3 protein-coding genes are annotated in these 6,217 nt (G+C 70.5%); all 3 read left to right on the top strand.

What is annotated here, in order from left to right; all coding sequences use genetic code 11:
- Positions 1 to 494: 2-oxo acid dehydrogenase subunit E2 (locus tag Q0Q47_RS26195; protein WP_293867242.1), on the top strand; the 494-nt coding region annotated here is incomplete at its 5' end.
- A gap of 116 nt (positions 495 to 610) precedes the next feature.
- On the top strand, positions 611 to 2,008 hold the full coding sequence (gene lpdA / locus Q0Q47_RS26190; protein ID WP_293867240.1) for a dihydrolipoyl dehydrogenase: 1,398 nt from the start codon (positions 611 to 613) through the stop codon (positions 2,006 to 2,008).
- An 810-nt stretch (positions 2,009 to 2,818) separates the two neighbouring features.
- Positions 2,819 to 6,217, top strand: coding sequence for a helicase-related protein (locus Q0Q47_RS26185; protein ID WP_293867252.1), 3,399 nt, complete (start codon positions 2,819 to 2,821; stop codon positions 6,215 to 6,217).

The raw sequence follows: 6,217 nt of genomic DNA, 5'->3' as shown, positions 1-6,217 counted from the left end.
GCGTGCAGGCGCTGAAGGAGATCCCGGCCGTCAACGCCGAGATCGACGGCACCGATCTCGTCTACAAGAACTATTACCACGTCGGCATCGCCGTCGGCACGGACAAGGGCCTCGTGGTCCCCGTGGTGCGCGACGCGGACCAGCTGTCGATCGCCGGCGTCGAGAAGAAGATCGCCGAGTTCGGCAAGCGCGCCCGCGACGGCCAGCTCAAGATCGAGGAGCTGCAGGGCGGCACCTTCACGATCACCAACGGCGGCATCTACGGCTCGCTGATGTCCACGCCGATCCTGAACGCCCCGCAGTCGGGCATCCTGGGCATGCACAAGATCCAGGACCGGCCGATGGTCGTGGGCGGCAAGATCGAGATCCGCCCGATGATGTATCTGGCGCTCAGCTACGACCACCGCATCGTCGACGGCAAGGAAGCCGTGACCTTCCTCGTCCGGGTCAAGGAAGCGCTGGAAGATCCGGCGCGCCTCGTCCTGGATCTCTGAGTCCCCCTAGCGTCGTGCCCGGGCCACGCCCGGGCATCCCCGCCTTTCGCCCGCAGCGCCACAGCCGTGGATGGCCGGGCCAAGCCCGGCCGTGACGGGCCCCGGAGAGCGAGACCATGTCCTACGACCTCATCGTCATCGGCACCGGACCGGGTGGCTATGTCTGCGCCATCCGCGCGGCCCAGCTCGGCCTCAAGACGGCCGTCGTCGAGAAGCGCAAGACGCACGGCGGCACCTGCCTGAACGTCGGCTGCATTCCCTCCAAGGCCCTGCTGCACGCCTCCGAGATGTTCGACGAAGCCGGACACGGCTTCGAGGCGCTGGGCATCTCGGTGCCCGCGCCCAAGCTCGACATCAAGGGCATGATGAAGCACAAGGACGACACCGTCGCCGCGAACGTGAACGGCGTCGGCTTCCTCCTCAAGAAGAACAAGGTCGAGGCCTTCCTGGGCACGGGCACCATCGTGGCCCCCGGCCAGGTGAAGGTCACGGCCGAGGACGGCACGACGCAGACGCTGGAGACGAAGGCGATCGTCATCGCCACCGGTTCGGACGTCGCCCCGCTGCCGGGCGTCACGATCGACGAGAAGGTGGTGGTCTCGTCCACCGGCGCGATCGCGCTCGAGAAGGTCCCGGGCAAGCTCGTCGTGGTGGGCGCCGGCGTGATCGGCCTCGAGCTCGGCTCCGTGTGGCGGCGCCTGGGCGCGGAGGTCACCGTGGTCGAGTATCTCGACCGCATCCTGCCCGGCATGGACGACGAGGTCGCCAAGCAGTTCCAGCGCATGCTGCAGAAGCAGGGCTTCGCCTTCCACTTGGGCTCCAAGGTCACGGGCGTGAAGACCGGCAAGGGCGGCGCAAAGGTCACCGTGGAGCCGGCGGCCGGCGGCGAAGCCAAGACGCTCGACGCCGACGTGGTGCTCGTCGCCATCGGCCGTCGTCCCTACACCGAGGGCCTCGGGCTCGACACGGTGGGCGTCACGATGGAGCGCGGACGCGTCGTCATCGACAACCACTTCCAGACCAACGTGCCCGGCATCTTCGCCATTGGCGACGTGGTGCGCGGCCCGATGCTGGCCCACAAGGCCGAGGACGAGGGCATCGCGGTCGCCGAGATCCTGGCCGGCAAGGCGGGCCACGTGAACTACGACGTGATCCCGGGCGTGGTCTACACGATGCCGGAGATCGCCACCGTCGGTAAGACCGAGGAAGAGCTCAAGGCGGCCGGCATCGCCTACACCGTCGGCAAGTTCCCCTTCACGGCCAATGGCCGGGCGCGCGCCATGCGCCACTCGGACGGGTTCGTGAAGGTGCTGGCCGACGCCAACACCGATCGCGTCCTCGGCGTCCACATCGTCGCCGCGGGCGCGGGCGAGATGATCCACGAGGCCGCCGTGCTCATGGAGTTCGGCGGCTCGTCGGAGGACCTGGCCCGCACCTGCCACGCCCATCCCACGATGAGCGAAGCCGTCAAGGAAGCCGCTCTGGCGGTCGACAAGCGCGCCATTCACATCTGAGGCGGCGGACCCGACCTTCTCACGACGGGACCCAACGAAGGCCCGGGGCGCGCTGCGCCCCGGGCCTTTTGCGTTTTGGGACATGCCCCGGACCCGCGAATCGCCGATCTCCCGATTCGTGCCGGTCCTGTTCACCTTTGGCGCCAGACGTGAACGCCCGAAGCGATCCCGGGGCGGACGTCCTTCACGTTTCGGCAAGATCCGTCCCGCCGCCGTCGCGCGGAATGCGTCGTGCCGGGACGAGAGTGTGAACGCGCGAACCACTCCGGCGCCCCCGCCGAACCGCTCGCGCCGGCGACGGCCCGAGGCGGGCCAAGGCCCCGGCGCCGCCGACAGTGATTCGTGCACGGCCTGTTCCCGCCCCGCACCATTCATGAACGGCACCACTGCGAATTGCGCGCTCGTGTTTACCACCCGTCAATGATCGGCCGCCCACTGTGCCACTTCCGCACGCCCGCCTGCGGCAAAGCTTAAGACGGGCCGAGTCTTGGCAGAGTTGTATCGCTGACGGTTACAGTTTTCACGCGCGCCTCGTGAGTCGTTACGAGTCATCGGCGGTAAACGACGAATCACCGCGAATCGTCCCCCTATGCAAAAGCACCCCCAAGACTCTGGTGGCACCGACGAGCCGCAGGCCCAGATCTTGTGGAGAACGAACGAAGACTCTGCCCGAGTCAGCGATTCGGGCGCGATTCGTTCCCACACCGTTCTGTCCGTAAACGGGGTGCCGCCCCGGCGTGCCGACGTGGTACACAGGGGTGCGTGACAGCCGTCCCCCGGGGGCGGCGCACGGCCGGACGTCAGGTGTCGATGTTTCCTCGCTCGCTTCCTTCCTCGATCAGATCCCGCGGCGTCACGGCAGTCCTGGGTCCGACCAACACCGGCAAGACACACCTCGCCATCGAGCGGATGATCGGGCACGGCTCCGGGATGATCGGGCTGCCCCTCCGGCTCCTGGCCCGCGAGGTCTACCAGCGGGTCGTCGATCGCGTGGGTCCGTCCGCCGTGGCGCTCGTCACCGGCGAGGAGAAGATCAAGCCGCCGGATGCGAAGTTCTGGGTGGCGACCGTCGAGGCGATGCCGCGCGACATCCAGGTGCCGTTCGTCGCCATCGACGAGATCCAGCTCGCGGCCGACAGGGACCGGGGCCACGTCTTCACGGACCGGCTGCTCAACATGCGCGGCCGGGCCGAGACCCTGCTGATCGGCGCCGCCACCATGCGCCCGCTCATCGAGCAGCTGCTGCCCGGCGTGGCGATCGTCTCGCGCCCCCGCCTCTCCACGCTGAGCTTCGCGGGCGAGAAGAAGATCACGCGCCTGCCGCGGCGCTCGGCCATCGTCGCCTTCTCCGCCGACGAGGTCTACGCCATCGCCGAGGTGATCCGCCGCCAGCGCGGCGGGGCCGCCGTGGTGCTGGGCGCGCTCTCGCCCCGCACCCGCAACGCCCAGGTCGCCCTGTACCAGTCTGGCGACGTGGACTTCCTGATTGCGACCGACGCCATCGGCATGGGCCTGAACCTGGACCTCGATCACGTCGCCTTCGCCGCGGATCGCAAGTTCGACGGCGCCATGCACCGCCGGCTCACGCCCGGCGAGTTCGGCCAGATCGCCGGCCGCGCCGGCCGCCACCTGCGCGACGGGACGTTCGGGACGACGGGACGTTGCGAGCCGTTCGAGCCGGAACTGGTGGAGCGCCTCGAGGATCACAACTTCGATGCGATGAACGTGCTGCAGTGGCGCAACGTCGACCTCGACTTCGGATCGGTGGCCCGTCTCGTCACCTCCCTGGAACAGCTGCCGACCGAGCCCGGGCTGACGCGGGCGATTGCCGGCGAGGATCTCGTCGCCCTGGAGATCGCGGCACGCGATCCCGAGCTGGCCGGATTCGCCTCGACCCCGGCGACGGTGGAAAGACTGTGGGAAGTCTGCCAGGTGCCCGACTATCGCCGCGTGGCGCCCCAGGCCCATGCCGACCTCGTGGCCACCCTGTTCCGGCAGCTGATGCGCCAGGGACGGGTCGCAAACGACTGGTTCGCCCGCCAGGTCGCCGAGATCGACAGGACGGACGGAGACATCGACACCCTCTCAAACCGCATAGCCCAGGTTCGCACCTGGACCTTCGTGGCCAACCGGCCCGACTGGCTCCGCGATCCTGAGCATTGGCAGGGCGTCACCCGTCAGGTAGAGGACAGGCTGTCGGATGCTCTGCACGAGCGCCTGACGCAACGGTTCGTGGATCGGCGCACCAGCGTGCTGCTGCGTCGACTGAGAGAAAACGCGATGCTCGAGGCGGAAATCACGGCGGCGGGCGATGTGCTTGTCGAAGGTCATCCCATCGGCCGCCTGCAGGGCTTCCAGTTCGCGCCCGATCCGCAGGCCGGCGGTCCGGATGCCAAGGCCCTGCGCAATGCCGCAATGAAGGCTCTCGCAGGCGAGATCGAGACGCGCGCGGCGCGGCTCGCCGGCGCCGGGGACGATGCCTTCGTGCTGTCCAACGACGGCGCGCTGCGCTGGCAGGGCGAGGCGGTGGCCCGGCTCGTGGCCGGCGACAAGCTTCTCGAACCACGGCTTCGGCTGCTGGCCGACGAGCAGCTGACCGGCGGCGCACGCGAGCAGGTCCAGGGCCGGCTCGACGCCTGGATCAAGGCGCATGTCGAGCGTCTGCTGGGCGGCCTGCTCAAGCTCGAGGATCCGGCATCGCTGTCCGGCATCGCCCGGGGGCTCGGCTTCCAGATCGCCGAGGCGCTGGGCGTGCTGGAACGCTCCCGCGTCGCCGACGAGGTGAAGGGGCTCGACCAGGAGGCCCGCGCCGCGCTGCGCAATCTCGGCGTGCGCTTCGGCGCCTACCACCTCACCGTGCCAGCCCTCCTCAAGCCGGCACCGCGGTCGCTGGCCGCGCAGCTCTGGGCCCTGAAGCACGGCGGCCCCGAGGTGCATGGCCTCAGCGACATCCTGCATCTCGCCGCGTCCGGCCGGACCTCGATCCCGGTGGACAAGGAGGTCCACAAGGGCCTCTACCGCGCGGCGGGCTTCCGCGTCTGCGGCGAGCGCGCCGTGCGCGTCGACATCCTGGAGCGCCTGGCCGACCTGATCCGGCCCGCGATCCACTACCGCCCCGGCGCCACGCCGGGCGAACCGCCGCCCGGAACAGCCGACGGCGAGGGCTTCGTGGTGACGACGTCGATGACCTCGCTCTGCGGCTGCGCCGGCGAGGATTTCGCGTCCATCCTGCGCTCGCTGGGCTACGTGATGGACCGGCGTGCCGGCCCCGCGATCACCGTTCCGCTGCTGAAGGCGGCCCCGACCGCCCCCGCCGCACCTGCCGCGGCCGAGACCCCGGCCGCCGGCGAGGCGCAGCCCGAGGCCGCGTCCGAGGGCGCCATGGCAACCGAGGACGGCACGCCGCCGGCCGAGGCGGCCACGGAAACGCCTGCCGCCGACGCGACCCCGGCGGCCGAAGCGCCGGCCCAAGACGTCGTGGCCCAAGACGTGGTGGCGCAAGACGTCGCAGCCCCTGAAAGCGTGGCGCAGGACAGCGCAGCTCAGGAGAGCGTGACGGAGCAGCCGGCCGCGACCGAGGCGTCTGCCGAGGCCCCGGCCACGGATGCCCCCGCGGAAGAAGCCCCGGCCGAAGTGCCGCTGATCGAGGTGTGGCGGCAGCACCGCCACCAGGGTGGGCGGCACCAGAACAACCGGCGTCCGCAGCCCCGCCGTGGCGAGGGAACCGGTCCTGCCGAGGGCCGCGAGCGTGGGCCGCGCGACGGCCAGCGCCGCGACCGTGGACCGCGTCAGGATCGTCCCGCCGGTGGCGAGCGTCCGGCAGCGGCGCAGGGTGCCTCGACCGAGGCGACCGCCGAGCGGGCTCCGCGGCCCGATCGCCAGGACCGTCCCGGTGGACAGGACCGCTCCGGCGGCCAGGGACGCCAGGACAGGCCGGCACGTCCGCAGGGCGAGGGCCGCCAAGACCGCGGAGAGCGCCGCGACCAGCGCCCGCCGCGCCGCGACGACCGTCCCGACGGGGGGCGCGGTCCGCGCCCGCAGGGTGGCAGGCCGGGAGGTCCGCGTCCCGATCGCGACCGTGGAGACCGGCAGGATCGGTCGTGGAGCAGCGAGCGCCCGTCGCGCGACCGGGCACCCGACCCGAATTCGCCCTTCGCCAAGCTGTTGGCGCTGAAGGCGGAGCTGGAAGCCAAGCAGGGCAAGGACTGA

The sequence above is a fragment of the uncultured Alsobacter sp. genome, assembly GCF_945952055.1.
Taxonomy (GTDB): Bacteria; Pseudomonadota; Alphaproteobacteria; order Rhizobiales; family Beijerinckiaceae; genus Alsobacter.
The sequence above is the reverse complement of the archived record's forward strand: the minus strand, read 5'-3'. Positions and strand labels throughout refer to the sequence as shown.

What these genes read in the sequence shown, in the direction of transcription:
- Q0Q47_RS26185 (WP_293867252.1), top strand. Translation starts at nt 2,819, where the DNA reads ATGTTTCCTCGCTCGCTTCCTTCCTCGATCAGATCCCGCGGCGTCACG.
- lpdA (WP_293867240.1), top strand. Translation starts at nt 611, where the DNA reads ATGTCCTACGACCTCATCGTCATCGGCACCGGACCGGGTGGCTATGTC.